At 70.6% G+C, this 25,280-nt stretch carries 22 protein-coding genes and 2 pseudogenes; 10 read left to right on the plus strand and 14 right to left on the minus strand.

All coding sequences use genetic code 11. The annotated features are described in order from the left end of the window. Positions 1–796 (minus strand): DedA family protein (locus tag GXP76_RS19930; RefSeq protein WP_242572914.1); only part of this gene is annotated, 796 nt, incomplete at its 3' end. A 322-nt stretch (positions 797–1,118) separates the two neighbouring features. Between GXP76_RS19930 and GXP76_RS19935 the strand changes: the two genes are divergently transcribed. The 3 genes from GXP76_RS19935 to GXP76_RS19945 all read left to right on the plus strand — a co-directional run bounded on the left by GXP76_RS19935 (position 1,119) and on the right by GXP76_RS19945 (position 4,621). Next, complete coding sequence (locus GXP76_RS19935) at positions 1,119–2,393, plus strand: ion channel protein (RefSeq protein WP_242572915.1); 1,275 nt, start codon at positions 1,119–1,121, stop codon at positions 2,391–2,393. Positions 2,394–2,515: 122 nt separating this feature from the next. Next, a complete protein-coding gene (wrbA, locus tag GXP76_RS19940; RefSeq protein WP_242572916.1) occupies positions 2,516–3,133 on the plus strand; it encodes an NAD(P)H:quinone oxidoreductase in 618 nt (205 codons plus the stop codon). A 30-nt stretch (positions 3,134–3,163) separates the two neighbouring features. Beyond that, the gene (locus GXP76_RS19945; protein ID WP_374361752.1) at positions 3,164–4,621 is read left to right on the plus strand and encodes a glutamate decarboxylase; all 1,458 of its coding nucleotides are present in this window, start codon (positions 3,164–3,166) and stop codon (positions 4,619–4,621) included. 163 nt (positions 4,622–4,784) lie between these two features. Here the strand turns inward: GXP76_RS19945 and GXP76_RS19950 are convergent, their stop codons facing one another. The 3 genes from GXP76_RS19950 to GXP76_RS19960 all read right to left on the minus strand — a co-directional run bounded on the left by GXP76_RS19950 (position 4,785) and on the right by GXP76_RS19960 (position 7,266). Then, positions 4,785–5,573: an ABC transporter permease gene (locus GXP76_RS19950; protein ID WP_242572917.1), complete on the minus strand. Its 789-nt coding sequence runs from the start codon at positions 5,571–5,573 to the stop codon at positions 4,785–4,787. Further along, on the minus strand, positions 5,570–6,541 hold the full coding sequence (locus tag GXP76_RS19955) for an ATP-binding cassette domain-containing protein (RefSeq protein ID WP_242572918.1): 972 nt from the start codon (positions 6,539–6,541) through the stop codon (positions 5,570–5,572). Before GXP76_RS19955 ends, GXP76_RS19950 begins: the two co-directional genes overlap by 4 nt. Before the next feature lie 83 nt (positions 6,542–6,624). After that, the gene (locus GXP76_RS19960; RefSeq protein WP_242572919.1) at positions 6,625–7,266 is read right to left on the minus strand and encodes a PadR family transcriptional regulator; all 642 of its coding nucleotides are present in this window, start codon (positions 7,264–7,266) and stop codon (positions 6,625–6,627) included. A gap of 40 nt (positions 7,267–7,306) precedes the next feature. Here GXP76_RS19960 and GXP76_RS19965 point away from each other — a divergent pair, with 40 nt between their 5' ends. Then, positions 7,307–8,110 carry a VOC family protein gene (locus GXP76_RS19965; RefSeq protein ID WP_242572920.1) on the plus strand — a complete coding sequence of 268 codons (804 nt, stop codon included), beginning with the start codon at positions 7,307–7,309 and terminating at the stop codon, positions 8,108–8,110. Between the two features lie 20 nt (positions 8,111–8,130). On the opposite strand, the gene GXP76_RS19970 is transcribed toward GXP76_RS19965, so the two are convergent. Continuing rightward, positions 8,131–9,588: an aldehyde dehydrogenase family protein gene (locus GXP76_RS19970; protein WP_242572921.1), complete on the minus strand. Its 1,458-nt coding sequence runs from the start codon at positions 9,586–9,588 to the stop codon at positions 8,131–8,133. A gap of 124 nt (positions 9,589–9,712) precedes the next feature. Further along, the gene (locus tag GXP76_RS19975; RefSeq protein ID WP_242572922.1) at positions 9,713–10,594 is read right to left on the minus strand and encodes a helix-turn-helix transcriptional regulator; all 882 of its coding nucleotides are present in this window, start codon (positions 10,592–10,594) and stop codon (positions 9,713–9,715) included. Between the two features lie 337 nt (positions 10,595–10,931). Between GXP76_RS19975 and GXP76_RS19980 the strand changes: the two genes are divergently transcribed. Then, positions 10,932–11,426, plus strand: a complete 495-nt coding sequence (locus tag GXP76_RS19980; RefSeq protein ID WP_078075798.1) for an ATP-binding protein — start codon at positions 10,932–10,934, stop codon at positions 11,424–11,426. A gap of 87 nt (positions 11,427–11,513) precedes the next feature. Here the strand turns inward: GXP76_RS19980 and GXP76_RS19985 are convergent, their stop codons facing one another. Beyond that, complete coding sequence (locus GXP76_RS19985; RefSeq protein WP_242572923.1) at positions 11,514–11,750, minus strand: DUF397 domain-containing protein; 237 nt, start codon at positions 11,748–11,750, stop codon at positions 11,514–11,516. A 265-nt stretch (positions 11,751–12,015) separates the two neighbouring features. On the opposite strand from GXP76_RS19985, the gene GXP76_RS19990 reads away from it, so the two are divergent. Then, on the plus strand, positions 12,016–12,507 hold the full coding sequence (locus tag GXP76_RS19990; protein ID WP_242572924.1) for a hypothetical protein: 492 nt from the start codon (positions 12,016–12,018) through the stop codon (positions 12,505–12,507). 91 nt (positions 12,508–12,598) lie between these two features. Here the strand turns inward: GXP76_RS19990 and GXP76_RS19995 are convergent, their stop codons facing one another. Beyond that, entirely contained in the window at positions 12,599–13,870 is a 1,272-nt protein-coding gene (locus tag GXP76_RS19995) for a DUF2786 domain-containing protein (RefSeq protein WP_242572925.1), read from the minus strand. A 237-nt stretch (positions 13,871–14,107) separates the two neighbouring features. Between GXP76_RS19995 and GXP76_RS20000 the strand changes: the two genes are divergently transcribed. After that, on the plus strand, positions 14,108–14,674 hold the full coding sequence (locus tag GXP76_RS20000; RefSeq protein ID WP_242572926.1) for a sugar O-acetyltransferase: 567 nt from the start codon (positions 14,108–14,110) through the stop codon (positions 14,672–14,674). A gap of 88 nt (positions 14,675–14,762) precedes the next feature. On the opposite strand, the gene GXP76_RS20005 is transcribed toward GXP76_RS20000, so the two are convergent. After that, positions 14,763–15,677, minus strand: a complete 915-nt coding sequence (locus tag GXP76_RS20005; RefSeq protein WP_242572927.1) for an NADP-dependent oxidoreductase — start codon at positions 15,675–15,677, stop codon at positions 14,763–14,765. A gap of 233 nt (positions 15,678–15,910) precedes the next feature. Here GXP76_RS20005 and GXP76_RS20010 point away from each other — a divergent pair, with 233 nt between their 5' ends. Both GXP76_RS20010 and GXP76_RS20015 read left to right on the plus strand, forming a co-directional pair. Continuing rightward, entirely contained in the window at positions 15,911–17,605 is a 1,695-nt protein-coding gene (locus GXP76_RS20010) for a bifunctional 3'-5' exonuclease/DNA polymerase (protein ID WP_242572928.1), read from the plus strand. A 188-nt stretch (positions 17,606–17,793) separates the two neighbouring features. After that, the gene (locus tag GXP76_RS20015) at positions 17,794–18,183 is read left to right on the plus strand and encodes a VOC family protein (protein WP_242572929.1); all 390 of its coding nucleotides are present in this window, start codon (positions 17,794–17,796) and stop codon (positions 18,181–18,183) included. A 191-nt stretch (positions 18,184–18,374) separates the two neighbouring features. Here GXP76_RS20015 and GXP76_RS20020 read toward each other — a convergent pair whose 3' ends face one another. The 5 genes and pseudogenes from GXP76_RS20020 to GXP76_RS20040 form a co-directional block, all read right to left on the minus strand. Then, positions 18,375–19,895: a glycoside hydrolase family 3 protein gene (locus tag GXP76_RS20020; RefSeq protein ID WP_242572930.1), complete on the minus strand. Its 1,521-nt coding sequence runs from the start codon at positions 19,893–19,895 to the stop codon at positions 18,375–18,377. Positions 19,896–20,182: 287 nt separating this feature from the next. Beyond that, positions 20,183–20,824, minus strand: a complete 642-nt coding sequence (locus GXP76_RS20025) for a GNAT family N-acetyltransferase (protein WP_242572931.1) — start codon at positions 20,822–20,824, stop codon at positions 20,183–20,185. A 94-nt stretch (positions 20,825–20,918) separates the two neighbouring features. After that, positions 20,919–23,357, minus strand: coding sequence for an FtsX-like permease family protein (locus GXP76_RS20030; protein WP_242572932.1), 2,439 nt, complete (start codon positions 23,355–23,357; stop codon positions 20,919–20,921). A 137-nt stretch (positions 23,358–23,494) separates the two neighbouring features. Further along, a pseudogene (locus GXP76_RS20035) lies at positions 23,495–24,154 on the minus strand (ABC transporter ATP-binding protein); the annotation flags it as partial. 101 nt (positions 24,155–24,255) lie between these two features. Next, on the minus strand, positions 24,256–24,780 hold the full coding sequence (locus tag GXP76_RS20040) for a PadR family transcriptional regulator (protein ID WP_242572933.1): 525 nt from the start codon (positions 24,778–24,780) through the stop codon (positions 24,256–24,258). A gap of 183 nt (positions 24,781–24,963) precedes the next feature. Here GXP76_RS20040 and GXP76_RS20045 point away from each other — a divergent pair. Then, a pseudogene (locus GXP76_RS20045) lies at positions 24,964–25,280 on the plus strand (silent information regulator protein Sir2); the annotation flags it as partial.

Raw genomic sequence — 25,280 nt, forward strand, 5'->3', positions numbered from 1 at the left:
GCGGCGGGCCCTCGGGGTCCTCCGGAGCGCTGTACGGCCGGGGGGCGCCGTACTCGTCACGCGTGACCCGCAGCTGCTGGGTCTGGAAGTCCTGCGGCACCTGCGTGTGCTGCGGCGCGTGGGGCGCGTGCCGCGCCGGGTCGACGGGCTCGGCGGGCCCCGCCGCGGCGGCCTTCCTGGACTTGGAGCGGGCCCGCATGAACTCGATCACGATCGGCAGCACCGAGAGCGCCACGATCAGGATGAGGATCATCTCGATGTTCTTGTGGACGAACTCGACCTTGCCCAGCGCGGCGCCGAGCAGCGTGACGCCCGCGCCCCAGAGCACGCCGCCGATGATGTTGTACGTCACGAACGACCGGTAGTTCATGCGGCTGACGCCCGCGATGATCGGCGTGAACGTCCGCACGATGGGCACGAAACGGGCCAGCACGAGCGACTTGGGGCCGTACTTCTCGAAGAACTCGTGTGCTTTCTCCACGTTCTCCTGTTTGAAGAACTTGGAGTCCGGGCGCTTGAAGAGCGCGGGGCCGACCTTGCGGCCGAAGAGATAGCCGACCTGGTCGCCGATGATCGCCGCCAGCACGATCAGGACACAGACGAGCCACAGCGGCCTGTCGAGCGTGCCGGACGTCACCAGGAGTCCGGTGGTGAAGAGCAGTGAGTCACCCGGCAGGAAGAAGCCGATGAGCAGGCCGGATTCGGCGAACACGATGACCAGGACGCCGATCAGGCCGAAGGTCCCGATCAGATAGTCCGGGTCGAGCCAGCTCGGTCCGAGCGCAAGGGTTGTCACGAGGTCCGGGCTCCTGAGTCGATAGTCGGTCGATCGTCGAAATCGGCCGTCGCTGCATCAGCGTCGTCCAATCGCATTCAAGCGATTGTCGGCTGCCCAAAGCTATCAACGCTCCGCCCCTGGCTGAGGTTCCACCCGGCCCCCACGGCTTGGGATCGGCGCGGACGGGGGTGAAGCGCGCCTTTCGTCCCCGGCCCGCGCCGACGGTCGGCGTTCGCGTGGACGGCGTCACGCGAGGCCCGGTCGGGACCGGGCCGGATCGACTCGGCAAGCCCTCTCCCAAGGAACCGCTTTGCCGCATTTGTGACATTACGGTGTGCGCGTGGCCACTGACACTCCGTCCGCTCCCCCGTCACCGTCCGGGCGCACGCTCCTTCCGCTGATCGTCCCCTCACTGGTAGTCGGTGTGGTCGCGTGTCTCGTCCTGCTGGGGGTGAGCGAGCTGGCCGGGCTGCTCCAGAACGTGCTCTGGAAGACGCTTCCCGACGCGCTCGGCATCGGCCGGCACTCCTCCTTCTGGATGATCGTGATCCTCACGGCGACCGGCCTCGCGGTCGGTCTCGTCGTACGGCAGGTGCCCGGGCACGCGGGACCCGACCCCGCGACGACCGGACTGGTCGACGCCCCGCTGCCGCCCGGCGTGCTGCCCGGTCTGCTGCTGGCCACCTGTCTGGCGCTGGCCGGCGGTGTGAGCCTCGGACCGGAGAACCCGATCACCGCGGCCAACATCGCGCTCGCCTACTGGCTCGGCCGCAAGGTCGCCCCCTCCGCCCCGGCGGAGCTCTGGCTCTCGCTGGCAGCGGCCGGCACGATCGGGGCGCTCTTCGGCACCCCGGTCGCTGCCGCGCTGGTCCTCACAGAGACCTTCGCCGGCCGGCCGGGGCCGGGCTCACTCTGGGACAAGCTCTTCGGACCGCTGATCGCCGCCGGGGCCGGCGGTCTCACGGCCGTGCTGATCGACCACCCGACCTTCGACCTGTCCCTGCCGAACCACTCGGGCGGCCGCTGGACCGACGCCCTGGCCGCGATCGTCATCACACCGGTCGCCGCCGCCCTCGGCATGGCCGCCGTGTACGCCTTCCCGTACGCCCACCGGGCCTTCAACCGCGTCGGGCGCCCCGTACTCGCCCTGACGCTCGGCGGGCTGATCCTCGGTCTCCTCGGGGCGCTCGGCGGATACCTCACCCTCTTCAAGGGCCTGGACGAGGTGAAGACCCTCGCGTCCGACCCGGACGGCTGGTCGGCGGGCCAGTTCGCGCTCATGTGCGGGGTGAAGGCGGTCGCACTGGTGATCTCGGCGGCCTGCGGCTTCCGGGGCGGGCGGATCTTCCCGGCGATCTTCGTCGGTGTCTCCTTCGGGCTCTTCGCCCACGCGCTCGTACCCGCCGTGCATCCGACGGTGGCGGTCGTCTGCGGTGTGCTCGGCGTACTGCTCGCCATCACCCGGCAGGGATGGCTGAGCCTGTTCACCGCGGCCGTACTCGCCGCGGACCCGAACCTCCTTCCCCTGCTGTGCGTGGCCGTACTGCCCGCCTGGCTGCTGGTGACCGGGCGCCCGCTGATGCAGATCGGCGAGGACGGCACATCCCTGCGATGACGGGCGGCGCCCGCTCCCCCGCGCAGGACCCGCCGGACATCCGGCGAGCCGACCGACCGTTTTGTCCGTATCGTCGCGCCTGAGGTCCTTGCCGTCGAAGCCCGACCACCGAGGTAGCCACCATGCCCACGCCCGTGAACGTCGCCGTCGTCTTCTACTCCGCCACCGGAACGCTCACCACGATGGCCAGGGCCATGGCCGAGGACGCGGAGGCCGCGGGGGCGACCGTACGGCTCCGCAAGGTCGCCGAACTCGCTCCGCAGGCGGCGATCGACTCCAACCCGGCCTGGGGCGCCAACATCGAGGCGATCGCCGGCATCACCGAGGCCACGGCCGACGACATGCGCTGGGCGGACGCCGTGATCTTCGGCTCCCCCACCCGCTACGGCAACGTCTCGGCCCAGCTCAAGCAGTTCCTGGACGCCCTCGGCGGCCTCTGGCAGGCGGGAGAGCTCGCCGACAAGGTCTACAGCGGCTTCACCGCGTCCGCCACGCCCCACGGCGGCCAGGAGACGACCCTGCTCGCGCTCTACAACACCATCCACCACTTCGGCGGCATCCTCGTCACCCCCGGCTACACGCACGCGTCGAAGTTCGCCGACGGCAATCCCTACGGCACCTCGCACGTCTCCGGGCAGGGCGACCTCCCGGTGAACGAACAGACGCTGACCGCGGTCCGCGTCCAGGCCGAACGGGTCGTGAAATTCACCCGTGCCCTCAAGGACGGCCTCGGCAGCTGAGTCAAGAGACCACGGGAGACAGGGAAACCGATGCCACTCCAACACGGCACGCAGGGCGCCGAGGGCAACATGCGAGGCCCGGCGGACGATCCGGCGGACGACCACTCCGAGCGGCTCAGGCTGTCGCTCAACCCCTTCTTCGGGGAGGCCGATCCGACCGGCGGAATGACGTCCGCGCCGGCCACGCACCGGCTGCCCGACGGCCCCATGCCGCCGTCCACGGCCTACCAGCTCGTCCACGACGAGCTGATGCTGGACGGCAACTCCCGCCTCAATCTGGCCACCTTCGTCACCACCTGGATGGAGCGGCAGGCCGGTGTGCTGATGGCGGAGTGCCGGGACAAGAACGTGATCGACAAGGACGAGTACCCGCGGACCGCCGAGCTGGAGCGGCGGTGCGTCACGATGCTCGCCGACCTCTGGAACGCCCCGGACCCGTCCACCGCCGTCGGCTGCTCCACCACCGGCTCCAGCGAGGCCTGCATGCTCGCCGGGCTCGCGCTCAAGCGCCGTTGGTCCATGAAGAACCGGGACCGCTATCCGGGCAGCGCCCGGCCCAATCTCGTGATGGGCGTCAACGTCCAGGTGTGCTGGGAGAAGTTCTGCAACTTCTGGGAGGTCGAGGCCCGGCTCGTCCCCATGGAGGGCGACCGGTTCCATCTCGACCCGGGAGCGGCGGCCGATCTCTGCGACGAGAACACCATCGGTGTCGTCGCCGTGCTCGGCTCGACCTTCGACGGCTCGTACGAACCCGTCGCCGAGCTCTGCTCCACCCTCGACGCGCTCCAGGAGCGCACCGGTTGGGACATCCCCGTCCATGTCGACGGCGCCTCCGGCGCGATGGTCGCTCCCTTCCTCGACGAGGACCTGGTCTGGGACTTCCGGCTCCCGCGCGTCTCCTCGATCAACACCTCCGGGCACAAATACGGCCTCGTCTACCCGGGCGTCGGCTGGGCCCTGTGGCGCACCCCGGCCGAACTGCCCGACGAACTGGTCTTCCGCGTCAACTACCTCGGCGGCGAGATGCCCACCTTCGCGCTCAACTTCTCCCGGCCCGGCGCGCAGGTCGTCGCCCAGTACTACACATTCATGCGGCTCGGCAGGGACGGCTACCGGGCCGTCCAGCAGACGGCGCGGGACGTGGCCCGCGGGCTCGCCGACGAGATCGGGGCGATGGAGGACTTCCGGCTGCTCACCCACGGGAACGAACTGCCCGTCTTCGCCTTCACCACCGCGCCCCACGTGAAGAACTTCGACGTCTTCGACGTCTCGCGGCGGCTCCGGGAGCACGGCTGGCTCATGCCCGCCTACACCTTCCCGGCCAACCGCGAGGATCTGTCCGTCCTTCGAGTGGTGTGCCGCAACGGATTCTCGGCCGACCTCGCCGCGATGCTGCTCGCCGATCTGCGGCTGCTCCTGCCGGAACTGCGCCGCCAGCCGCACCCCTTGGACCGGGACAAGTCGCGGGCGACTGCCTTCCACCACTGAACGGCGCGCGCCCGCCGCGCCGCCCCCACCTTTCGCGCGGCGCGCGCCCGTACAAATCCTGCGCATGAAATCCCCCCGAGGTTCGCGGCGGCTCGACGCGCCGCGTGCGGTTCCTGCCTCTGATACACCGCGAACCCCGGGAAGGTTCCCGCCCCTGAACCGGTCAGCGGCTGAGCCCGCGGAACCGCCCGACCGCCAGAGGGAAGAACAGCGCGATCAGCGCGACCGGCCACATCACCGCGAGCAGATGCGCGTTCTCCGCCGCCCACGAACCGCTCAGCTGCCCCGGGATCCCCGACAGATCACGGACCGCCGTCGCCGTCGCCGATATCGGGTTCCACTCGACCGTGGCGCCCAGCCAGCCCGGCATCGACTCCGGTGTCGCGAAGGCGTTGGAGAAGAAACCGATCGGCCAGACCAGGATCTGCACCGCCTGCACCATCTCCGGTTTGCCCGCCACCATCGCGAGCTGGATGCCGAGCCAGAGCATCGCGAAACGCAGCAGGAGCAGCAGCCCCACGGCCCCCAGCAGCGCGCCGGCTCCGCCGTTCCAGCGCCAGCCGAGCGCGAAGCCGACCCCGATCATCACCGCCAGACTCAGAGCCGACTGGAGCATGTCCGCGGTGCTCCGGCCGACCAGCACGGCGGAGGACGCCATCGGCATGGAGCGGAACCGGTCGACGACCCCCTTGCCCAGATCCTGGGTGACCGCCAGCATCGTGGACTCCAGCCCGAAGGCCATGGTCAGCGCGAGCATGCCGGGAACGAGGAAGCCGATGTACTCCCCGGCGATTCCGCGTCCCGCTCCCATCAGGTAGCCGAACATCAGCAGCAGCATCACCGGGAAGATCAGCCCGATGACCACCTGGACCGGCTGCCTGCGCCAATGGGCCAGTTCGCGCCGCGTCATCGTCCAGCAGTCGGTGAGCACCCAGGCGTTCGCCGTACTCATACAGCCTCCTTGGTACGTCGCGTCAGCCGCAGGAAGACCTCGTCCAGAGTCGGCCTGCGCACCCCCACGTCCTCCGCCTCGATCCCGGCCGCCTCCAGTTCCCGTACGGCCCTGGCCAGCGCCGCCATCCGGTTCGCGGCGGGCACGCTGACCAGCCGGCGGCCCTCGTCCACCGTCGCCTCGTCACCGAACAGCCTTACCACCGCGGCCAGTTGATCCGCGTCCGGCACGACTACGTCGATGCGGTCGCCGCCGATCCGCGCCTTCAGCTCGTCGGGGGTCCCTTCGGCGACCACGCGTCCTTCGTCGACGACCGAGATCCGGTCGGCCAGTTGGTCGGCCTCCTCCAGATACTGCGTGGTCAGCAGGACGGTCGTGCCTCCGCCGACCAGCGAGCGCACGGACGCCCACACCTCGGCGCGCCCGCGCGGGTCGAGTCCGGTCGTCGGCTCGTCCAGGAAGAGCACCGCCGGATCGGTGATCAGCGAGGCCGCGAGGTCGAGCCTGCGCCGCATGCCCCCGCTGTACCGCTTGACCGCCTTGCGCCCGGTGTCGGCGAGCCCGAAGCGCTCCAGCAGTTCACCGGCGCGGGACGCCGCCCGCCGGGCGCCCAGGTGGTAGAGGCGTCCGAACATCTCCAGGTTCTGCCACCCGCTCAGTTCCTCGTCCACCGCCGCGTGCTGGCCGAGCAGCCCGATCCGCCGGCGCACCTCCCGCGCCTCGGTACGGACGTCATGCCCGGCGACCCGCACCTCGCCCTCGTCGTGGCGCAGCAGCGTGGCCAGCACCCGGACCGCCGTCGTCTTGCCCGCTCCGTTCGGCCCGAGCACCCCGTGCACGGTGCCGCGCGCCACCGCCAGGTCGAGCCCGTCGAGCGCGGCCTTCTCCCCGTACCGCTTGCGCACACCTTCCATGACGATCGCGTCCGTCGCGTCAGTCAATGCCTTCGCCTCCAGCCCCTCCACCATGTAGTCAAATTTGACTACGAGCGGAAAGGTAAACCCCGGCGAAGAGGTTAGTCAAACTTGATTAGAGAGGTCGGGCCGCCTCGTCAGTCGTCGTCACCCTCGGCCGGGACACCCGTCGCGTACGGGTTCACCTCACCCTCGGCGAGCACCCCGAAGAACGGCTCACCCTCACCCGAGAAGACATGCGCGCCGGACTCGACGCGCTCGATGAACCCGCGCGTCCACTCGGCCCCGGAGTCGGCCTGACTGATCCACATGTTCATGATCTCGCCGATGTGCCCGAGCTGCTCCGGGCCGTCCTCCGGCGTGTAGTGCTCCGTCACCGACGCCCGCCAGGTCTCGATCGCCCGCACCCGCTCCTTCAGCAGCTCGACGGCCTCCGCGCGCGGCAGATCGACGATGAAGCCGATGCCCGCCGACAGCACGTCCATCTTCTGGTCGTACTCGACCAGGGACTCACGCAGCAGCCGGAAGTACTCGGCGGTCCCGGCCTCCGTGAGCTCGTACTCCGTACGAGGCGGACCGCCGGCCGTACTCGGCGCGACCTCGTGCGCCAGCAGCTCGCCCTGCTTCGCCATCTGCTTGAGCGCGTGGTAGATCGAGCCCGGTTTGGCGTTCGACCACTCGTGCGCGCCCCAGAACTCCAGGTCGTTGCGGATCTGATAGCCGTGCGCGCGGCCGTGCTGACGCACCGCGCCGAGCACCAGCAGCCGGATCGCTGACATCGCCGTACCCTTCTATTCAACTTTGACTAGACTACTCGTCATGACAGAGAAGACCATCCCGCTCCTCCCCTGCCAGACCATCCAACCGGTAGTCGACTTCTACTCGGCACTCGGCTTCGAGGTCACCTTCATACAGAAGAGCCCCTACGCGTACGCGGTGGTCGAGCGGGGCGACGTGGAACTCCAGTTCTTCGGCATGAAGAAGTACGACCCCACCGAGTCGTTCAGCGGCTGCTACGTACTGACCGACGACGTCGACGGGCTGCACGGCGCCTTCCGCGCGGGGCTCAAGTCGGCGTACGGGAGGATCCCGACCCGCGGCCTGCCCCGGATCGGACCGGTGAAGGACATGTCGTACGGCGTGCGGCAGTTCCTCATGACGGACCCGGCCGGAAACAGCATCCGGATCGGGCAGCCGAACGACGCGGAGAGCGACGGACACCATCAGCCCCCTCCCAAGGAGCCGTACGCGCGCGCCCTGCACCTGGCGGTGGCCTTCGCGGACTCCAAGGAGGACCTGGGCGCGGCGGTGAAGATCCTCGACCGCGCGCTGCGGAACGCCGCCGAGGCGGACGACGGCGCGGGAGAGGGCGACGACGGCATCGGTAAGGAGGGCGCGTCGCCGACCGCCGTGCAGCTCTACCGGCTGCTGGTGCTGCGGGGCGATGTCGCCCAGCGTCTGAACGAGACCGAGGAGGCACGCGGCTACCTCGGCAGGGCCGCCGGCGTCGAGCTGACGGCCGCGGAGCGCACGGAGGTCACCGACGACGCGGAGCGGGCCGCCGAGCTGCTGGAGTCACTCCGGGACGAGGACCGGGACAGGGGCCAGGACGCGGTCCGGTGACCGTGGCTCCGGGCGCCGGGTCAGAACGGGAAGCGTGAGCGCCCGTACTGCACCGAGATCCACTTCTGGGTCGTGAAGGCGTCGACCATCGACTCGGCGTTCACCCACTCGGCCCCGGAGTGCTTCTCACCGCCGAACGGCACGATCGGCTCGGAGTGCCCCGTCCCGTCGTTGATGTGGATCATGCCGGTGTTGATCCGCCGCGCCACCCGCACGCCCCGCTCGACGTCCCCGGTGTGTATGGCGCCGCTGAGCCCGCACCGCGTGTCGTTGGCGATCCTGACCGCCTCGTCCACTCCGTCGAACGGCACCAGGATCGCGACCGGGCCGAGTATCTCCTGGGTCAGGACGGGTGAGTCGGCTGCCAGGCCGGTCAGCACGGTCGGCGAGACCAGGTTGCCGTCGACGGTGCCGCGCAGCAGCGCGGTCGCGCCGGCCTCGATGGTCTCGTCGACCAGCGCGCCGACGGCGTCGGCCTGCTGCGAGCTGATGAGCGGGCCTATGACCGTCTTCGGATCGGCCGGGTCGCCGACGGTCAGCGTCCTGACCTTCGCGACGAACTTCTCGGTGAACTCCTTCTCGACCGAGCGGGCCAGCAGGATGCGGTTCGCCGCCATGCAGACGGGGCCCTGGTACGCGTAGCGGCTGAAGACCGCGGCCTCGACCGCGTAGTCGACATCGGCGTCCGCGAGGACGATCAGCGCGCTGTTCCCGCCGAGGTCGAGCACGGAGCGCTTGAAGTTCTTGGCACAGACGACGGCGACGTGCTGTCCCACCCGGTCGGAGCCGCTGAAGGAGATGACCTTCGGTACCGGGTGCTCGATCAGCGCGTCGTCGATCTCGGCGATGTCGGTGATGACGACGTTCAGCAGTCCGGCGGGCAGGCCCGCGTCCTCGAAAACCTTGGCCACCAGGGATCCGCCGCAGACCGGTGTGTTCTGGTGCGGCTTCAGTACGACGGCGTTGCCGAGCGCCAGCGCCGGGGCGACCGACTTGAGAGACAGCAGGAAGGGGAAGTTGAAGGGGCTGATGACCCCGATGACGCCGACGGGGGCGCGCTGGACGCGGTTCTCCGTGCCGTCCACGGGTGAGGGCAGGATGCGGCCTTCGGGGTGCAGCGTGAGCTGTACGGCCTCGCGCAGGAGTTCCTTGGCGAGTCGCAGCTCGAACGCCGCCTTCAGGCGCGTACCGCCCAGCTCGGCGATGATCGCCTCGGTGATCTCGTCCTCGCGGTCCTCGACGATGCGCAGGGCGCGCTCGAAGACGCCTCGCCTGGTGTACGGGTTGGTGTCCGCCCATGTGACCTGTGCGCGCTCGGCGGCCTGGTAAGCCTGGTCCACCTCGTCGGCCGTCGCCACCGCGATCGACGCCAGTTTCTCCCCGTTGTAGGGGTTGAAGTCGATGATGTCCCAGGAGCCACTGCCGGGCCGCCACTCGCCGTCGATGTACTGCTGGTCGAGTTCGGCGAAGAAGGACATGTGATCCCTAACCTCAGAACCGGATAACTGATGTCACGTCATCATACTTACGCGGAGTCAGAGTTAAGGGGCTTCGAGAACGTCCGATGCCGTTGTTCGCAAGGCTTCGGCCCTTCACGGTCGTTCAGGAGAGTTGCAGCAGACCCCGCAGCAGGTCACGGCTCTCGGCCGGTCCGAGGCTGTCCTCGTGGAGCCGGGTCATCACCCGTTCGTACTGGGTGACTTCCTCCCGCTTGTCGAGATACAGCGCGCTGGTGAGCTGTTCCAGGTAGACGAGGTCGGAGAGGTCGGACTCGGGGAAGCGCAGCATCGTGAAGGCGCCGCTCTCGCCCGCGTGTCCGCCGAAGCTGAAGGGCATCACCTGGAGCGTGACCGTCGGGTGCTCGGAGACCTCGATGAGATGTGCCAGCTGACCGCGCATCACGGCCCGGTCGCCGTACGGTCTGCGCAGCGCCGCCTCGTCCAGCACCGCGTGGAATCGCGGGGCGCGCTCGGAGACGAGCACCTTCTGGCGCTCCTGGCGCAGTGCGACGCGGCGGTCGATCTCCGCCTGGGGGGCGCCCGGCATGCCGCGCCGGACCACGGCGTGCGCGTACGCCTCGGTCTGCAACAGGCCGTGCACGAACTGGACTTCGTAGATGCGGATCAGTGAGGCGGCGCCTTCGAGTCCGATGTACGTCTGGAACCAGCCAGGGAGTACGTCACCGAAGCTCTGCCACCAGCCGGCGACGTTGGCCTCGCGGGCGAGACCGATCAGGGACCCTCGCTCCATCTCGTCGGCGACTCCGTAGAGCGTCAACAGGTCCTCGATGTCCCTGGACTTGAAACTCACCCGCCCCAACTCCATACGACTGATCTTGGACTCGGACGCGCGGATCGAGTAACCGGCCGCCTCACGAGTGATGCCACGCGACTCACGCAGCCGTCTGAGCTGCGAGCCCAGCAGTATGCGCCGCACCACGGATCCGCCCGGTTCGACTGCGGTCACGTCTCCAACCCTCCCCATTACGGTCCATCTCCCACTATTTTTCCCTCGACGCTCTCGGAGTACCCCCGAACCCTGAGAGCCGGATTGTGCCATCAAACGCACCAGCCCGTACTCATTCGATTACAGAAATGGGAAGCCTTTGGGAAGAGCGAGAAAGTGGTCGACAGAAGAAATAATCCGGAACGTCACATACTGGGCCAAGGCGGGCACGTGCACGTGCATCTGCCCTTGCATCTGCTCTGCGCATTGGGAACCATGGTCCTCGCCGCACCTGCGTGCTCGTTCGTGTTTGACGTGTTGTGACGCTGTACCACCGCAGTATCGCTACGGCCGCGAATCCCGGGGAGTGCCTCGCATGGGGACGAATGGATCGACCGTGCTCGAGCCGTTAAGGCAGGGGCTTCCGCCGATCGATCCCGCAGCCGTTTCCAGCTCCGCCTCGTGCGCTCTGCCCGCCCGCTACGAAGCGGTACGCGGGGCTCGACAGTTCACCCGTACGACACTCTGTCAGTGGGAACTTGACGACCGGTTCGACGATGTCGCGCTGGTGGTTTCCGAACTCGTCACCAACGCGCTGCGGCACGCCCTTCCCTCGGACACTCCGCGCGAGCCTCAGGAACCGCCCGTACGGCTTCATCTGATGCGCTGGACGACCCGTCTGGTGTGCGCGGTACGCGATCCCAGTTACGCGGGTCCCACGGCCCGTGAGTCGGACGAGGATTTCGCCGCGGAGTCCGGCAGAGGGCTGTTCCTCGTGGACTCGTTCAGCGATACGTGGGGCTGGCACCCGCTCGCCGGTTCACTGCACGGCAAAGTGGTCTGGGCGCTGTTCCGGCTGCGGGCCGAATGACGGCCGGCGGCCCGGCGGCTCCGCGAGCCCTGAAGATCTTGGAACCCTTGGCGGCCGGGGCCTGATCCGGAAGACGGGATCCGGGCCTCAGGCCGTCAGATGATCGAATTCCCCGTCCTTCACACCCGCCAGCATGGCCACGATCTCGGCCCGGGTGTACACGAGGGCGGGCCCTTCGGGGTGGCGTGAATTCCGCACCGCCACACCCCCGCCGGGCAGTTTGGCGAACTCCACGCAGGAACCCTGCGAATTGCTGTGCCTGCTCTTCTGCCAGACGACTCCGTCAAGCTCGGTGGCCGCCATGCCGTTGTACGCGTGGTGCACAGGACGCTCCCCGAGTTGCAAGGTGCAGGTGTCAACTAGCTCGGATCATAGCTGTGTTCACATGCCAATGCATGAGCAGATGCACGTGCACGCGGGGTGTTCCCTTGACTACAGACTCACGAACAGAACGCCCCGATGAATGAGACGCACGGAAAGCCCTTTCGGTGCCAAGTGTTCAGGTACTCGTCCGGAACTCGACGGCGGGGTCCGCGAAGGGCGCCCTGGTAGCTTGGCGCGGTCTTGGAACTGAAGGGGGACTTTGAACGTGCACAAGATCGTACGCACCAGCGTCGCCGCCGCCGGCCTCGTCGTCGCGCTCGCTCTCACCGGCTGTGGCGGCAGTGACAGCGGTGACGACTCCGGCAAGGACAAGGGCACCAGCGCGCCCGCCACGAGCGAACCGGACGCCGGCAGTGACGAATCCGCTCCGGCCGACGGCGCCTCGGCCGACAGCCTGGAAGGCACCTGGGCCGGGATGACGGAGGGCAAGGCCGTCGCGCTGTCCGTCAAGGAGGGCAAGGCCGCGCTCATCGCCGACGAACACGTCTGCCAGGGCGACGTCGAGGAGATGGGCGGCGAGCCCATGCTGTCGCTCAAGTGCGCCGACGGGAACACCGACCGCACGATGGGGTCGATCGACTCCAACGACGGGAAGACACTGGTGCTTTCGTGGGAGGGCGGCGCGAAGGACAGCCTCACCAAGACGGAAGCGGGCAAGCTGCCCGAGGGGCTGCCGACGGACATTCCCGTGCCCTGATGGAGACCGCTTTCTCCTCATAAGGAGGGCGCCGGGTTCAGCTGAATCCGGCGCCCTCCTTATGAGCCGGTGAAGTGCGATCGCGACGCGGTCAGGCTCCGGGGCGGAGCCCTCGGTGCGGATCGGCTCCGCCGTTCCCGCGGCCAGGGGTCCGCCCGTCGCCGGGTACGCGGGCCCGGTCCGCCGCCGCCGTGCCGTGCGCCCAGCCCTCGCCGTCGGTCACACCACGCACCCTCGTCCGCACCGTCCGGGGGAACATCCGCTCCGCGCGGTCGGCTACGGCCATGTCCCGCGCGGCCAGGACGGGCAGCAGCCGCCCTCCCCCGTCCGCCGTCCGCGTGGCGCCGCCGTCACCGGCCGCCTCCGCGCCCGCCGCGTCGGCGGTCACCCGCTCGGCGGCGGCGGCGAGCCGTTCGCCGATCCGGTGGGCGTACGCCATGAGGAACGACTGCCGGAAGGTCTTGGTCCGCCGGCGGCCGGATGCCCGCTGGGCGGCCTCCGCGCGGGTCATCGCCGCGGTTCCCTGTACGAGCAGCGAGGTGTACAGCAGCTCGACCACCTCCAGATCCGGCTCAAAACCGACCACGGTGGAGAAGCCGAAACCGCTGTTCCACACCGACTGACAGCGGTTGGCGGACGCGACGGCGTCGAGCAGGATCGCCTTCGCCGTCTCGTACGGAGCGTCCACCCCGATCCGGCAGGCGGCCGGGACGTCGCCGCGGTGGGCGGGGTCGGCGAGCAGGGCCTCGTCGATGCTGTGCCGGGCCATCAGCTCCTGGGCCTTGGCGCTCAGCGCCTCGGCCTCCTCGGGGAAGTCCGTGCCCTCGGCCTTGGCGAGCAGGGCGCGGATCCGGGCGAGCATGCGCGGCTCGCCGTCGGCCGCCGGGAGATGGACGGGCGTCCCGGGCACGGGCCCCACGGCTTCGATCGCCGGGAGCCCGACGAGCAGCCGGCAGAGCTCCAGCGTGGTGGTCGCGTACGAGAAGCGGTCGGCGGACCGGGGCGCGGTCCCCGACCTGCGGCCGGCTTCGAGGTCCGCCGCGATCTCCGTGAGCTGGGCGCCCCAGCGCGGGGCCACCCGTTCGTACCGGACGGCCTCCGCCGTGATCAGTTCGGCGGCCAGCAGTGTGTGCGCCTCGTCGAGGTCGCGCCGTACGAGCCGTACGACGTCGGCCGGCTGCCAGCCCCGCTCCCAGGCCCGGCGCAGGAACTCTCCGCCCCGGCGGCGCAGTTCGGTGTCGGCCGCCGGGTCGGCGGCGAGCAGCGAGGCCCCGGTGTCCAGCCCTCTGCCGCCGTCCGCCGCAGGGTCGGCGTAGAGCGCGGCGGCGAACGCGGCGTCGACCGTACCTGGCGCAGTCGGCATGGAACCGTCTCCCCTCACCCCGTGATCGTCCTGCCCCCGACCGTCGTGACGACGGACCGCCGTCCATGGTCCCAGAAGGCAGGTTATCCACAGGCTGTGCGTATCGAACTACTGCGCGACCTGCGTGGTCTCCCGGTTGTCCACAGGATCAGGGGGTTCCGGCACACGATGCGGCGTACCGGCCTACCGTGGTGGAACCCCCGCGAATCGAACCCCGACGAGAGGACACGCACCCGCATGGGCGAGAACAAGCGGCTGATGCTGGCCGGCGAGTGGTACCTGCCGGACGACGAGGAGCTGGAGGAGGCGTCCCGGCGGCGGGAGGGCCTGTGCGCCGCGTACAACGGGACGGGCGGGGAGCCGATGCCCGACGCGGACGGCCGCGACTGGATCCTGCGCGAGCTGCTCGGCTCGGTGGGTGAGGGCGTCCGGATCCGGCCGCCGTTCAACTGCGACTTCGGCTCGTACATCAGCATCGGTGCCCGCACGTTCATCAACTTCGGCGCGGTCTTCCTCGACCCCGCGCCGATCACCGTGGGCTCCGACGTCCAGATCGGCCCGAACGTCCAACTGCTCACGCCGACCCACGAACTGGACACCGAGCGCCGCCGGGCGGGCTGGGAGCGGGCGGCGCCCGTGACCATCGGCGACAACGTCTGGCTCGGCGCCGGCGTGATCGTCTGCCCCGGAGTGACGATCGGCGAGAACACGGTGGTGGGCGCGGGAGCCGTGGTCACGAAGGATCTGCCGGCCGGGGTCCTGGCGGTCGGCAGTCCGGCGCGGGTGATCCGCAAGCTGGAGTGAGCGGGGCCGGCCGGGTGGGGAGGCGGGATTCACCCGGCCCGGCGGGTGGCCGGTGCGTCCTCGATCACCGGCCGCGCTCGGAAGCGGCTCAGGGCTTGATGATGAGCTTGCCGCGCGTGTGGCCCGACTCGCTCGCGGACTGGGCCTGGACCGCGGCGGCCAGCGGGTAGGTCTGTGCGACCAGGACACGCAGCGTGCCCTCCGCCGCCAGCCGCGCCTGTTCGGTGAGGCCCGCGCGGCTCTCCTCGGGCGTCGAGCCGCCCGAGGAGAACGGCACCCCGTGCTCGGCGGCCGTCGGGTCGGCGATCGTGATGACACGGTCCGTCGTGCCGCCGCGCAGGGTGATCGAGTCCGGCAGCGCGCCCTTGCCCGCCGTGTCGAAGACCGCGTCCACACCCTGGGGGGCGACGGTGCGGACACGCTCGACGAGGCCCTCGCCGTACGACACCGGGGTGGCGCCGAGCAGCCGTACGTAGTCGTGGTTGGCCGGTGAGGCGGTGCCGACGACCGTCGCTCCGCGCGCCGCCGCGAGCTGGACGGCCATCGATCCGACCGATCCTGCGGCGCCGTGCACGAGCAGGGTGTCGCCCTCCTTGACGGCCAGGTCGTCGAGCACCCGCCGGGCCGTCTCGCCGGCCACCGGCAGCGCCGCCGCCACGTCCCAGCTCAGCCCAGCCGGCTTGGGCACGACGTTGGTGGCCAGCGTGTACTGCGCGTAGGCGCCGTCGATGGACCAGCCGATCACCTCGTCCCCCACGGAAAGACCGATGACGCCGTCGCCGACCGCGTCCACGACACCGGAGAACTCGCTGCCGGGGACGGCGGGGAACTCCGTCGGAAAGATCTCCGCCATCCAGCCCTTACGGATCTTCACATCGGCGGGATTGACCCCGGCCGCCCGGACGGACGCGCGGATCTGGCCGGGCCCCGGTTGCGGCTGCTCGATGTCCTTGAGCTGCAGCACCTCGGGACCCCCGTACTCCTCGAAAACGATCGCCTGCATGTCAGCCTCCGTAGATGCGAGCCCGTATCCGGTGTATCCGGTGCTTCCTGTTCCGTGTTCCGTTTCGCGTTTCGCGTTCCGTGTCAGTCGTGCCGTGGTCCGGGCGTGTGGGTCCGATTCGTGTCCGTCCTTTCGATGTTCGCCGCGGGCGGCGGCGTCCGCCTCTCGAATGTTCCGCCCGGGTCAGTTCCGCTTCCGTCCCGTTGTCAGACCCTGCTGCCAGACTCGGACGCGTGATCGGACGGTGGGCTCTGGCCCCGGCGGAGGGTGGCGGCGCCTGGCTGGTGCCGCTGGGCGCGGACGCGCGCCCCGCCGGTGCGGTGCTGCGCGAGCCCGATCTGGTCGAGGCGGTCAGGGCGCGGCTGCCCGAGGTCACGCGGTGGGTGTGGCGGTCCACCGCCGAGCTGGCGCCCCGGCTGCTGGCCGCCGGGGTCCGGGTCGAGCGGTGTTACGACATCGAGGCGGCGGAGCTGCTGCTGCTCGGCCACGAGGGCCGGCTCGGGGAGCCCCGGTCGGCCGCCGCCGCCTGGGCGAGGCTGCGGCGCGGACCCGTACCGCCCGATCCGCCACCACGTGCCGCCGAGCCGGGTGCGCAGTCCTCGCTCTTCGAGCCGCAGGCGGGCGCGGACGTGCCGTTCGAGGGTCTGCTGGAGGTGTACGCGGAGCAGCAGCGCAGGCATGACGCGGCGGGTGATCCGGACCGGATGCGGCTGCTCACGGCGTCGGAGTCGGCGGGGATGCTGGTGGCCGCCGAGATGCACGCGGCGGGTCTGCCGTGGCGGGCGGATGTGCACCGCGCGCTGCTGGACGAGTTGCTGGGCGAGCGGTACGCGGGCGGGGGCGAGCCCCGGCGGCTGGCGGAGCTGGCCGACCAGGTCTCGGAGGCGTTCGGGCGGCGCGTACGGCCCGATCTGCCGGCGGACGTGGTGAAGGCGTTCACGCGGGCGGGGTTCCAGGTGAGGTCGACGCGGCGGTGGGAGCTGGAGGAGATCGACCACCCGGCGGTGGCTCCGCTGATCGAGTACAAGAAGCTGTACCGCATCTGGACGGCGCACGGCTGGAGCTGGCTCCAGGACTGGGTGCGGGACGGCCGCTTCCGCCCGGAATATCTGCCGGGCGGTACGGTCTCCGGCCGCTGGACGACCAACGGCGGCGGCGCGCTGCAGATCCCGCGCGTGATACGGGGGGCGGTCGTCGCCGACGAGGGCTGGCGGCTGGTCGTGGCGGACGCCGACCAGATGGAGCCGCGCGTCCTCGCCGCGATCTCGCGCGACCGGGGGCTGATGGAGGTCGCCGGGCATGACGACGATCTGTACAAGGTGCTGTCGGACCGCGCGTTCTCCGGCGACCGGGCGCAGGCGAAGCTCGCGCTGCTGGGCGCGATCTACGGCCAGACGTCGGGCGACGGCCTGAAGAATCTGGCCGCCCTGCGAAGACGGTTCCCGCAGGCCGTCGCGTATGTCGACGACGCGGCGCGGGCGGGTGAGGAGGGCCGGCTCGTACGGACGTGGCTGGGCCGGACGAGTCCGCCGGCGGCCGGTTCGGAGGACGGCGGCGGCGAGGCGGGCATCCCGCAGGAGTCCGGCGAAGCGGTCTCCGGCGACGGCGAGTTCACGCCGGGGTACGCGTCGACGAACGCCCGCGCGCGTGGCCGCTTCACGCGGAACTTCGTGGTGCAGGGCAGCGCGGCGGACTGGGCGCTGCTCATGCTGGCGGCGCTGCGGAGCGCGACGGCCGGGATGCGGGCGGAGCTGGTCTTCTTCCAGCACGACGAGGTGATCGTGCACTGTCCCCGGGAGGAGGCGGCGGATGTGGCGGTGGCGATCCGTGAGGCCGGTGAGCTGGCGGGCCGGATCGCCTTCGGGCGGACGCCGGTGCGGTTCCCGTTCACGACGGCGACGGTGGAGCGGTACTCGGACGCCAAGTGAGCGGCGCACCCGGCCACCCGGACGACCGGCGTCCGGCGTCCGGCGTCCGGCGCCGGTTAAAGGTTGGATCGACGCTCACCGAGCATTTACGATCCCCGGTGGGCATCGCGCGTCGGTCACCGGCCGGGTGAGGCGTGGAGGTTCCCGTGAGATGCCTCTGGAGGCATTCCACCGTGTCATCAGTACAGTTGAATCACACGATCGTGCACGCCCGCGACAACCGGGCTTCCGCCGAATTCCTGGCGAACATCCTGGATCTGGAGATCGGCACCGAATGGGGGCCCTTCATTCCGGTCGACACCGCCAACGGCGTCACTCTGGACTTCGCCACCGTCGACGAGAAGTCCATCGCCCCGCAGCATTACGCCTTCCTCGTGCCCGAGGACGATTTCGACGGAATCTTCGGGCGGATCAAGGGCGCGGGAGTCGATTTCTTCGGCGATCCGCTCGGCGGGCTTCCGGGCCGGATCAACTACAACCACGGCGGCCGGGGCGTGTACTTCCTCGATCCGTCGGGTCACTACCTGGAAGTGATCACGCAGCCGTACGACAACGTCGTGACGGACACGGCCGGGTGACGGCCGACCGGTCACCCGGCCGCTCGCGCGGATAGGTGACACCATCTCAACGCTTCGCTGAGGCAAGGGCGTCGAGGATTCAGGGACCCCCGGACCCAGACCCGTACCCGGACCGGACCGGACCCCGGGTCCTCCCGAATCCTCGACGTCCGCCCTCCCGCGTCACTCGGCGCCCCGCCCCCTCACCGCGGTCAGCGGCGCCCCGCCAGGAACTCCGCCGCCGCCACACCGGAGACCCGCGTCGCGCCGTGCGTGACCAGGTGGACGGCGCCGGGCGCCGCACCGTTCGGAACGCCCATCTCCACGACCACCGCGTCGGGCCGGCTCCCCAGCAGCCGCGCCATCGCCGCCGACATCCAGCCGTGCCGCGCCGCGTCACGCACCACGACCACGAGCGAGCGCTCCGCCGCCGGGTCGAGCCCCTTGCGGTCCAGCAGGTCGCCCGACTCCGTCAGGTCGGCCTCCGTCAGCCGTACGGACGTGGTGCCGGGCAGCAGATCGCTCAGCGGAGCCGCCACACCCCACGGGGTCTGCCCGTCGACAGCCAGATTCATCATCGGCGACAGCTCCACCACATGGGGCGCGCCGACGAGCGGCAGCACCGACTCCCGGCCCTGTTCGGTCAGTACGCGCAGCGCGCGCCGGGCGGCGACGAGGCCGATGTCGGACGCCGCGTCGTCGGTGGCCACGGCGCGTGTACGGCTCCCCGACCACGCGGCGAACTCGGCGACCCGAGCCGCCGCTTCACTGATCCGCGCCTCGGGCAGCGTGCCGTCGGCCACGGCCCGGACGAGGGCGTCCGTGAGCAGGTCGAAGGTGGCCTCCCCGGCGTGCTCGCCCCCGACGCACACCGCGTCCGCCCCGCCCTTCACGGCCCGTACGGTGGCCCCGTCGATGCCGTAGCGGGCGGTGACCGCGCTCATCTCGATGCCGTCCGTCACCACCAGGCCGTCGAAGCCCAGTTCGCCGCGGAGCAGGTCCACGAGGATGCGGGGGCTCAGCGTGGCCGGCAGTTCGGGGTCGTACGCGGGCGCGAGCAGATGCGCGGTCATCACCACGCGTACGCCCGCCTCCATCGCGGCGACGAACGGCGGCAGCGCGGTGGCGGCGATCTCCTCGGCACTCGCCGAGACCTGCGGCAGACCGTGATGGGAGTCGACCGAGGTGTCGCCGTGGCCGGGGAAGTGCTTGGCGCAGGCGGCGACGCCGGCCGACTGGAGCCCGCGGACCCAGGCGGCGGTGTGCCGGGAGACCACGTCCGTACGGGCGCCGAAGGAGCGGGCGCCGATGACGGGGTTGAGGGGGTTGGAGTTGACGTCGGCGCTGGGGGCGTAGTTGAGGGAGATGCCTGCGGCGTGGAGTTCGCGCCCGATGTCGCGGGCGACGGACTCCGTCAGATCCACGTCGTCCACGGCGCCGAGCGCGAGATTGCCGGGCCGGGAGGCGCCGGTCCAGGCTTCGAGCCGGGTGACGTCGCCGGCCTCCTCGTCGATGGCGATGATGAGGTCGCGGTTCTCCGCGCGTAGTTCGGCGGTGAGGCGCGCGACCTGTTCGGGATCGACGATGTTCCGGCCGAACAGGACGACGGAGGTGAGACCGCCGCCCGCGATCCTGCGACGGACCCAGTCGGGCACGGTCGTGCCCACGAATCCGGGTTGGAGCGTGGTCTCGGCGAGACGCGTCAGTCGGTCGTGGCGGCTGCTCGGCTCCATGCGGGTCCTCCGAAGGCGCATCGCTCGGCCGGCTCAGCGAACCGCCCTTGAACTTGGTACAGGCCAATCGGGATGTTGGCTCAGACCAATAGGCGTGTCAAGGAGGTATCGGGCTGCCGCGTTGTACGCACTCGACCCGGAAGCAGGTGGATTAGGCCGTTCATGAATATTTGGTGAGGCTTCGGGGGAGCGGCTGGGCAGGAGCCGGGCCCGCGGGTACGGCCGGTCCGCACCCGCCCGCCACGCGCCCGCTCGCCCGTCCACCCGCCCGCGCGGCCCGGGGGGTCTCACACCCCGAAGAGCGCCAACGACGGCTCCAGACCGTGCAGTTCGACGGGGACGGTACGGTGCGCCTGCCACCCCTCGCGGTCCAGGCGCAGCCGCCGCTGGGTACGGGCCGCACCCTGCACCGCCTCTGTCGCCAGTCCGTCCGGACGGTAGCCGAGCTTCTCCGACACGCGCAGGGACCGTGCGTTGTCGGTCATCGCCGACGACGTCAGATACCGCGCCCCCAGGCCCTCGAACGCCAGGTGCAGCACGGCCGCCCGCATCTCCGTACCGATGCCGCGACCCTGGTGCGCCTGCCCCAGCCACGAGCCGGTGTGCGCCTCGCCGGTCACCGCGAAGTCCGTCGCGCCCAGGTCCTGGCGTCCGACGACCGTGCCCTCGCAGCTGACGGCGAGGCTCAGCGTCCAGTCGCGCGGGGTCCAGGCGGCCACCGTGCCGAGCAGATGCCGGAAGGTCGCCCGCCCGCGCTCCTCGGGGCTCGTGTCCGTCCACGGGACGGAGAACGGCATCCGGTCCTCGTCGTGCACCCCGGCGGCGGCGACCGCCGCCAGTTCGGACAGCCGCTCCAGTCCGGGGAGCCGCAGTTCTAGGCGCGGGGTCGTGATCCGCAGGCCGTACGGGGGCCAGAAATGAGCTTCCATGAACGGAGCCTGCCGAACCGGCCGCCGGGGTGTCGAGCGAATTAGGGCCTGCCGGATCAGGGCCCGCCGAATCAGGGTCCGCCGTTCGGCCGCGTCACTCCGTACGCAGCCCGTCCGGCCGCATCATCCGCCACAGCGACGGCAGGCTCGCCACCGTCACCAGCATGATCACTGCGGCTCCGACCGCCGCGTACGGGACGAAGACCCACCAGTCGTCGATCGACTTCCCGATGATCCCCAGCATGAAGTCACCGAGGACCAGACCGCCGGCGATCGCGAGCCCGGTGCCCAGCACGACCGGCACGGCGGTCTGCCACAGCACCGACCAGGCGAGTGTCCGGCGCCGCGTACCGAAGGCCACCAGGACCGACAACAGCCTTCTGCGTTCGCGCAGTTGCTCGATCTGGGCGACCAGCATGCTCGCCGCGATCAGCATCATCGTGAGGGTGCCGCCCACGAGCAGCCCGGTCTGGACGCTCCCGTACTGCTTGTCGCGCTCCAGGTCGACGAGCGCGTTGATCCGCAGCGTCGGGTCGATGTCCGCCGCCGTGCCGCGTACGTACTCCGCCGCGTCGGACACCTCCGGGTCGATCTTGATCGATGCCCTGACCGTGGTCGACGGCAGGGAGCGGGAGCCGAGGGCGCCCGGGGTGACCAGGATGCCGTCGTGCAGGTCGCCCATCGGATCGGGGAAGGTCACCACCGTGCGGGCCGACTTGGGCAGCGTCCACAGCGCGGGCCTGCCCGTCCTCGCCCCGTCGCCGCCGGTCAGGTCGATCGGCCTGCCGGGCACGGCGGCCTCGTCGGTCCGCGCGTTCTGCTCCTCCACCCCGGCCGCGCCGACCTTCTTGGCGGCCCTGGCGTCGAGGTGGGCCACGAAGGCGTCCCCGTCCCGGCAGGAGGGCAGCCGGGCGATCTCCTTCAGCGTGGCGCAGGTTCCCATGGTCAGGGAGGTGATCGGCTGCCAGCCGTGCTCCGTGGGCGAGCCGGTGCCGGCCACATAGCTCTCGACCGTGCCGATGACCTTGGTGACCCCCTTGGTCTCGCGGAAGTCCTGGATCATCCGCTCCGCGAGCTCCGAGCCGCCGACCTCGCTGGTGACGTAGAAGTCCGCCCGGTCGGTGTCCTGTCCGGTGAGCTGGAGGAAGTCCTTCTGCATCGCGCCGAACATCATCTGGAGCGCGATGGCGCCCGCCACCGCGACGGTGATGCCGCTCACCGCGCGCGCCGCCGTGCCACTGCTCAACTGAAGCCTGCGGGTGGCCAGTTGCCAGGGCACCGGTCCACCGCGCAGCCGTGCGACGACCGCTTCGACCAGCCAGGGCAGCAGCCCGACGAGCCCGATCAGCACACAACTGGCGCCCACCACGATGGGAAAAGGTCCGACCGCCGGCGTCATCTCGTCCACGCGCCCGGTCGACGCGAGGACGGCGACGCCCACGACGGGCAGCAGCAGCCGCCACCACAGCCGGCGCTTGCGCAGACCGGTGTTCCGTACGACTCCGAGCGGCTCGATGGCCACCGAACCGAGCGCGGACTGGGTGACCAGGACGGCGGCGACCGGCACCGCGAGCAGGATCAGCAGGGCGAGCGAGGGCACCGGGGTCACGTCGGAGGGGAAGGCACTCTGCCCCCAGAGCCGTACGTGGCCCACGACCTGACGGAGCATCAGAAAGAGGGCCGTCCCGACGGCCAGCCCGAGCACGGCGCCGAACAGGGTCTCCCCCGCCGCGATCCGCCGTACCGTCCTGGCGTCGGCCCCCACCAGCCTGAGCGCCGCGAGCCTGCGGTCCCTGCGGTCGCCGCCGAAGCGGACGGCCGTGGCGATGAAGATCGCCACCGGTACCAGCAGCACCACGCACATCAGGATGACCAGCACCATCAGCAGCGGATCGAACGGTGGCGTGGACTCGTCGACGCCGTAGCCGGCCGACCGGATGCCGACGCCCTCGACGGTCAGCGTCGAGGTGCCGGTGTAGAAGCGCAGTTCGCCGGGGTCGACCAGGCCGGCGTCCCCGACCGTGCCGACGATCCGTTCGTCCAGCCGCTGCGCCAGCAGCGCGCCTTCGGACGACCCGAGCAGTTCACGCAGCGCGGGCGAGACGACCATCTCGCCGGGACCGGGGATCTCCGCGACACCCGGCGGCGCCGGCGCGTTCGCCCCCTCCGGACGCAGCAGCAGGCCGGTCACGGGGTCGCCGCGGTATTCGGTGCTTGCCTCGGCCCAGAGGAAGGTGCTGTCCGTGATGCCCTCGCCGGGCTTCTGTGAGCTCGCGTTGGTGGTTTCGCGCGCCTGGGTGCGGCTCTCGCGCGTGTCGAGGAGCTGCGGTACGGCGGCGGCGGCGAAGAGCAGCGCGACGCCGAGGCCGACTCCGAGCGCGGTGAGCGCCGTACGGGCCCAGCCCTCCCGGCCGCCGGACACGGCGAAACGCATGCCGAGCGTGAGGTCCCGCGCCCAGGCGCGCACGCCGGTGGGAGTGGCGGCCCGGGACGGCGGGGAGAGCGGAGGCGCGTCCCGGTCGAGGAGCGTCATGCCGCGCGCCCCACACGGCCGTGACCGCCGGGACCGCGATCCCCGCCACGACCGCCACCGGCGCCCTGTCCGCCACCTGTGCCGCGACCGCCACCCGCGCCGTGACCTTCGCCGGCGCCCTGTCCGCCACCGAGGTAGTGGTCCATGTCGCGCGTCCTCCCGTCCCGTACGACGACCTCGCGGTCGGAGTACGCGGCGACCCGCACCTCGTGCGTCACCAGGACGACGGCCGTGCCCGCCGACCGGGCCGCGTCGGTCAGCAGCTCCATCACGCGCTCGCCGTTGAGCGAGTCGAGCGCCCCGGTCGGCTCGTCGGCGAAGAGCACCCGCGGCGAGGTGACCAGCGAGCGGGCGACGGCGATGCGCTGCCCCTGACCGCCGGAGACCTCACCGGGGCGCTGGGCCCGTACGCCGGTGACCTCCAGCCGCTCCATCCACTCCAGCGCGATCCGCTCCGCCTCCTTGCGGCGGGTGCCGCCCAGGCGCAGCGGCAGCGCCACGTTCTCCAGACAGGTCAGCTCGGGCACGAGCTGACCGAACTGGAAGACGAAGCCGAAGTCCGTACGGCGCAAGGTGCTGCGGGCGCTGTCGGACAGCTCCGTGACATCGCGGCCCTGGTAGGTGATGGTCCCGGAGTCGGTGGCCACGATGCCGGCGAGGCAGTGCAGCAGCGTCGACTTGCCCGATCCCGACGGGCCCATGACGGCGACGACCTCACCGGCGTGGATGGAGAAGGAGGCGCCGTCGAGGGCGGGGGTGGCGCCGTACGACTTGCGCAGGTCGTACGCGGTGAGCAGCGAGCCTTCGGGGGCCGCCGGGGTGCCGGGGGCGCGGGACGCGGAAGAGGATCCGGACGACGACCCGGACGACGAGGACGACGAGGACCCGGACGCGGCGCTCATCGGCGTACCTCCTCGGCGAGCCCGTCCAGTCGGGCGGCCGTCAGCTCCAGCCAGCGCAGATCCGCCTCCAGATGGAACAGCGCGTGGTCGCAGATGAGCTGGTCGGAGAGGTCGCCGTGCCGCTTGCGCTCGGTCAGGACGCGCATCAGCCGCAGATGCTCGGCCCGCTGCGTGTCGAGCAGGTCGGCGGCGCTGCGGCCGGTGAGCAGCGAGATGACGACTTTCGTGTAGAGGGTCGACTGGAGATACGGCTCCGGCTTCTCCGGCTGCGCGAGCCAGCGCTCGACGTCGGTGATGCCGGCTTCGGTGATCGCGTACCGCTTGCGCTCGGGACCCCCGCCGGCCTCCACCCCGTCGACCTCGACGAGCCCGTTCTTCAGCAGCCGGGACATGGTCGAGTAGACCTGCCCGTAGTGCAGGGGGCGATCGTGGCCGAAGGAGTCGTCGAAGGCGCGCTTCAGGTTGTAGCCGTGCTGAGGGCCTGATTCGAGAAGCCCGAGGAGGGTGTGTCCGATTGACATGGCGCACACTCTACACACGGCGTATACATGCCGTGTATAGTGGTCTCCGGCGCACTCCCGGCTCGACTCCACGCCTCGTACGCCCCATCCACCCCCTTCCCCGATTCATTGACATGCACAACCCCGGTTGTTTGGATGCGGCAAGCGCTTTCTGGCCGAGTCAGCCGAGTTTGGAGCATTCCCTTGCAGCTCTCGCGCCGCACCCTGCTGACGATGTTGCCCGCGTCCGCCCTGCTCGCCGTGGCAGCGCCGCTGCGCGCCCGGGCTGCCGGGCCGCCGCCCGCGCCCGCGTCCGCGTCCGCGAAGACCGAGCGCGCCGCCGACCACGCCGCGCTCCTCGCCAACACCGTCGCGATCTTCGCCGGCACCGCCGAGTCCAACGCCCGCCCCGAAGTGGCCGCCAAGCTCGCCGCCATCACCTCGACGGCACGCACCCGACTCACCGCGCTGGACGGCGCCGGACCCGGCGAACTCTTCAAGGGCGTCGCGCTCGGCACCAG

This window comes from Streptomyces sp. NP-1717, from assembly GCF_022695985.1.
In the GTDB taxonomy this organism is placed as follows: Bacteria; Actinomycetota; Actinomycetes; order Streptomycetales; family Streptomycetaceae; genus Streptomyces.

Bases quoted from the DNA above. Each gene is read 5' to 3' on its own strand.
- wrbA (WP_242572916.1), top strand. From the start codon at position 2,516: ATGCCCACGCCCGTGAACGTCGCCGTCGTCTTCTACTCCGCCACCGGA.
- GXP76_RS19945 (WP_374361752.1), top strand. From the start codon at position 3,164: ATGCCACTCCAACACGGCACGCAGGGCGCCGAGGGCAACATGCGAGGC.
- GXP76_RS19950 (WP_242572917.1), bottom strand. From the start codon at position 5,573: ATGAGTACGGCGAACGCCTGGGTGCTCACCGACTGCTGGACGATGACG.
- GXP76_RS19955 (WP_242572918.1), bottom strand. From the start codon at position 6,541: ATGGTGGAGGGGCTGGAGGCGAAGGCATTGACTGACGCGACGGACGCG.
- GXP76_RS19960 (WP_242572919.1), bottom strand. From the start codon at position 7,266: ATGTCAGCGATCCGGCTGCTGGTGCTCGGCGCGGTGCGTCAGCACGGC.
- GXP76_RS19965 (WP_242572920.1), top strand. From the start codon at position 7,307: ATGACAGAGAAGACCATCCCGCTCCTCCCCTGCCAGACCATCCAACCG.
- GXP76_RS19970 (WP_242572921.1), bottom strand. From the start codon at position 9,588: ATGTCCTTCTTCGCCGAACTCGACCAGCAGTACATCGACGGCGAGTGG.
- GXP76_RS19975 (WP_242572922.1), bottom strand. From the start codon at position 10,594: ATGGGGAGGGTTGGAGACGTGACCGCAGTCGAACCGGGCGGATCCGTG.
- GXP76_RS19980 (WP_078075798.1), top strand. From the start codon at position 10,932: ATGGGGACGAATGGATCGACCGTGCTCGAGCCGTTAAGGCAGGGGCTT.
- GXP76_RS19995 (WP_242572925.1), bottom strand. From the start codon at position 13,870: ATGCCGACTGCGCCAGGTACGGTCGACGCCGCGTTCGCCGCCGCGCTC.
- GXP76_RS20000 (WP_242572926.1), top strand. From the start codon at position 14,108: ATGGGCGAGAACAAGCGGCTGATGCTGGCCGGCGAGTGGTACCTGCCG.
- GXP76_RS20005 (WP_242572927.1), bottom strand. From the start codon at position 15,677: ATGCAGGCGATCGTTTTCGAGGAGTACGGGGGTCCCGAGGTGCTGCAG.
- GXP76_RS20020 (WP_242572930.1), bottom strand. From the start codon at position 19,895: ATGGAGCCGAGCAGCCGCCACGACCGACTGACGCGTCTCGCCGAGACC.
- GXP76_RS20025 (WP_242572931.1), bottom strand. From the start codon at position 20,824: ATGGAAGCTCATTTCTGGCCCCCGTACGGCCTGCGGATCACGACCCCG.
- GXP76_RS20030 (WP_242572932.1), bottom strand. From the start codon at position 23,357: ATGACGCTCCTCGACCGGGACGCGCCTCCGCTCTCCCCGCCGTCCCGG.
- GXP76_RS20040 (WP_242572933.1), bottom strand. From the start codon at position 24,780: ATGTCAATCGGACACACCCTCCTCGGGCTTCTCGAATCAGGCCCTCAG.